The organism is Streptomyces sp. RG80 (assembly GCF_040446465.1).
Classification (GTDB): Bacteria; Actinomycetota; Actinomycetes; order Streptomycetales; family Streptomycetaceae; genus Streptomyces.
Window position 1 is genome coordinate 1 of sequence record NZ_JBEAAJ010000033.1, and the last position, 3961, is coordinate 3961.

The following is a 3961-nucleotide window of genomic DNA, read 5'->3' on the forward strand; positions in this document are numbered from 1 at the left end:
CGCGCGTCTCGCTCCGCGAGAACGACGCGCCGGCGCTACGCGCCGGAAGAATTGCCGCGCTCCGCGCGGCGAATTCCCGGCTTCGCCGGGAATTATGGCCAACTCCGTTGGCCATGGCTCGAATTGCTCCGCAATTCGGCCTACAGGAATTCGCTCCGCGAATTCCTGAGTCTGGCTGCGTGTCAGCCCGCTCTGTTCTTTCGGCCGACTCGAAATTGTTTCTGACTTTGCGTCAATTTCGTTTCGGCTCCTGTTCGTTGGAATTTGATGGTGAGAATACGCTTGGCTGCCATTTCCGGCAACCTGTGGCCACAGGTCGGGTGGGCGGTCCTAGCGGACATGGTCGGTCGCTGTCTCTTGTATGCCCGACTTCCTCCGAGGTGCCGCGCCGTGTGAGAGGACGGTGCTGTGTCGAACAACCCGGCCGGTGCGCAGCGCACGGCTGCGGTGGAACGCTTGCTCGGTCTGGAGGCCCGCGGCGAGCTGATGTCTGCTCATGTCCGTTTGGTCGCCCAGGCATTGGGGCGTTCGGAACGGACGGTGTGGCGTTGGCTTGCCGCTGGCCGAGAGGGCCGGTTCGGCCCAGTACCTGCGGGCCGGTTCACCATCACAGACGAGGTGCGTCAGCTGCTGGCCTTGTGGGGCGGGAACGCCTCGCGGGTGCACGCTGAGCTCGTCGAGAGCGCCCGTCTGAACCCGGCACGGGGGCCGGTGCCGTCGCTGGCCACGCTACACCGGGCGATCCGCCGGGATCTGACGACGGGTGAGCGCGCAGGGCTGCGGCAGGGTGAAAGGGCGCGGCGGGCGCATGATGTGTTCGCCCGTCGGCCGGCTGGTCATCGCAATGCAGTGTGGGAGGGCGATCACAAGCGGGCTCCGGTCGAGGTCGATGTCGAGGGCGAGTTGGTCTGTCCGTGGGTGACCTGGTTCATCGACTGTGCGACCAAGGTGATCGTCGGGGTGGCCGTCACTCCGCATGAACCCAGCCGGGATGCGGTGCTGGCGGCGTTGCGGTGTGGGATCGACCGGCGTGTGCCGTATGGGCCGGCGGGAGGGCTGCCGTCGGTGATTCGGGTGGACAGGGGGAAGGAATTTCTGTGCCGGACGGTGAGCGGTGCCATGGGTGCTTTCGCGGTCGGGGTGTGTGATCTACCTGCTTACAGTGCACATTTAAAGGGGACGGTCGAGGCACTCAACAATGCCGTGGAAGAAATGCATTTCGTGGTGCTTCCGCGGTATACCCGTCGGCAGAAACTAGCCCAGGGAAAGCCTGTCGATCCGGATGCTCCTGCGTTGTCGTTCGAGGCGTTTGTAGCGGGGCTGCTGGCCTGGGTGGTGTGGTGGAACACCGAACATAGGCCCCAAGAGCTGGGTGGGAAGACTCCGTTGGAGGCCTGGGCGCAGGACCCCACGCCGTTGGTGGACGTGTCCGCCGAGCAACTGGCGCGCTTCGCGCTGGAGGATGACGGGAGGGAGCGCATCCTCACCACCAATGGCATCCGGTGGCATCGTCGCTCCTATGTCGCCGCCTGGATGGTGGGGCATGCCGGGATGCGGGTCGTGGTGCGGTATCTGCCGCAGCACGACGATGTGCTGGAGGTCTTCGACACCTCGGGTGGGTACCTGGGCAGCGCGTATCTGGCCGAGGCGGCCGGTGTAGAGGAGATTAGGGCGCTCAAGGCCGCCCGGGCAGCGGCTGCTCGCAGACTGCGGGCGGATCTGAGGGCGGCGGAGAAATTGCGTCGGGAGCGGTTCAGGGCGCAGACCGTTGCCGGGCCGGCTGAGCGGCGGCGTACCCCGGAGCGTGGTGAGGCGGCCGGAGAGCTGGCAGGCGGAGCTCGGCGGGATCGGCGTCAGCTGGCCCGGCCGGAGGTGGTTCCTCACGGGCGAGCGCCCGATCACTGGGTACGGCCGGTGGAGCCTTCGCGGCAGGAGGGCGGCGGACGTGATGAGAACTGACCTGTCCTACGGGCGTCTGCCTGCCGAGTTCGAGGATCACTTCCTCGGCCTGGAGGCCGCGCATGTCGTGGGGACCGAGGCGTTGCTGACGACCCGGGACAACATCGAGTCGGTTATCAAGGCCAAGGCGATGATGTGCGCGTACGGGCCTGCCGGATACGGCAAGACGATGGCGGTGAATTCGGCGCTGCGGGAGCTGGCGCCCGACATCACCTACCGGCTGGAGTTGCGTTCCGGTCCTACCCCGCGCGACATCCGCCACGGGCTGTTCAACGCTCTGCGGTTGCCCGGTGAGCCGCCGAGACGGCCGATCGAGTTCGACGCGCTCCTCAAAGAAGTCCTCGCCGAGCAGTTCCGGGTCCTGATCTGCGACGAGGCTCAATGGATGAGCCGCACGGGGTTCGAGTTCTGGCGTCACCTGTGGGATGACCGGCGCACCGACATCGCGGTCGTCTTCGCCGGCGGCGACAACTGCTACCGGGTGCTGCGCCGTGAGCCGATGCTCGCCTCCCGGATGTACATCTGGCAGGAGTTCGACCGCATCCCCCCGTCGGAGGTGCGGCAGGTCGCCGCCGCCTTCCATCCGGTCTGGGCGGCCGCGGAGCCTGGATTGATCGACGCCGTCGATGGGGAAGCCGCGCACGGCAACTTCCGTAATTGGGCGAACATCACCTACCACCTGGTGGAGGCGATGGAGAAGACCGGCACGGACCGCGTCACCGAGGCCCTCGTCCACTGGGTCTACAGCAGGATCGGCGGCATGTGAGCACACACGGGCGCGGTGAAGGTGAACGTGTGCCGTGGCGTGGGGAAGCCACGCTGGGTGCGGTGCGTGCTGCCTTCACCGTCCTGGTAGACCCAGACGATGCCCCGGTGTGGACGCACGCCGCGCTCGCAGCGCACCAGCCGGGACAGGGACGCATCGTCGTCCACCCCACCCCGTCAGCCTCGCACCCGCCCGGCCTCGCCCAGGATGTCCTCGCCGCACTGGGCAAGACCCTGCCCGGGCAGAAGGCTGGCGTTCCCCGGCACCGGGCCGGGTGGGCCGACATGGTCCGTCCCGCCTGGACCGCAGCGGCCTGCTGGATCCACGCACACCGCATCGGCCACCTCATCGTCATACGCGCCCACACCCAGACCCCGATGCGATGGGCGCAGCTCGCCCAGCTCCAGCGTCGCACCGGGATTCATCTCACCCTCCTGTGGCACGACGCCCCCGCGCGGCTCGGCAACCGGGCCCAGGCATGGCAGGAGCGGCCCTGGGTGGTCGTCGGTGACGAGGAAAGAGCACGAAGACGACTACGCCACAACGGACGACGACCTGTTGCCCTCACTCATCGACAAGGCAGCAGGACCAGCAAGACAGCGTGGCGCGGCACTGAGGCAGAAGACGAAGATCGAGCAGCAGTCATCCGGCAGCTCGCTCAAGTCGGCCACCCGCTCCACGCAGGGCTACTGACCGCTCAGATCGTCAGTGACCCGGTACAGGCGGAACAGCTCGCTCACGTCAGACTCACTGACCTGGCACCTGACGCCACCGCCTTCGCCCTGCCCGACCCCGCCCGCCCCGGCTCCCTGGCCCGCACCTGGCATCCCGTACCCGAATGGGCTCGGCCCGCGCTCGTCGCGGCACGCGCCTGGCACTACCTCACCGGACACCCGTACAGCAGCCGGCGGATCTTCCAACACAGCAACTTCCACCACCACAACCAACTCATAGACATCGCGCGCGAGTTGGGAATCAACGCCGCCATCGACCGACTCGACGGGGACCCTGCCTGGCCGAGGAACCGGGTCCGAGCCGGACACAGCGACGGAGCCGGACACAGGGACGTGTGAGAAGGATCGGCATCCGCATGACCAGCACACTCTGCAGCCATGACAGCAACCGAGCCACATCATGAGTCAGCCACAAGAACCCGCCCTGGCCTGCCTAAAAACCATCCCAAGCACTGACAACTCAATGACGAGACCCCACCGACACAACAACACACAACATCAG

Annotated in this window: 3 protein-coding genes; all 3 read left to right on the forward strand. The window is 66.9% G+C overall.

The features are described 5' to 3' along the window. Window positions 1-447 precede the first annotated feature (447 nt). The 3 genes from ABKA17_RS47835 (at window position 448) to ABKA17_RS47845 (ending at window position 3798) form a co-directional block, all read left to right on the forward strand. The gene (locus ABKA17_RS47835) at window positions 448-1959 is read left to right on the forward strand and encodes a TnsB C-terminal domain-containing protein (RefSeq protein WP_502994559.1); all 1512 of its coding nucleotides are present in this window, start codon (window positions 448-450) and stop codon (window positions 1957-1959) included. Then, a complete protein-coding gene (locus ABKA17_RS47840; RefSeq protein WP_353698782.1) occupies window positions 1949-2725 on the forward strand; it encodes an AAA family ATPase in 777 nt (258 codons plus the stop codon). The genes ABKA17_RS47835 and ABKA17_RS47840 overlap by 11 nt, the downstream gene beginning before the upstream one ends. A 107-nt stretch (window positions 2726-2832) precedes the next feature. Beyond that, window positions 2833-3798 carry a hypothetical protein gene (locus tag ABKA17_RS47845; RefSeq protein ID WP_353698783.1) on the forward strand — a complete coding sequence of 322 codons (966 nt, stop codon included), beginning with the start codon at window positions 2833-2835 and terminating at the stop codon, window positions 3796-3798. Window positions 3799-3961 lie beyond the last annotated feature (163 nt).

Coding starts and splice junctions, on each gene's coding strand:
- ABKA17_RS47840 (WP_353698782.1), top strand. CDS start 1,949: ATGAGAACTGACCTGTCCTACGGGCGTCTGCCTGCCGAGTTCGAGGAT.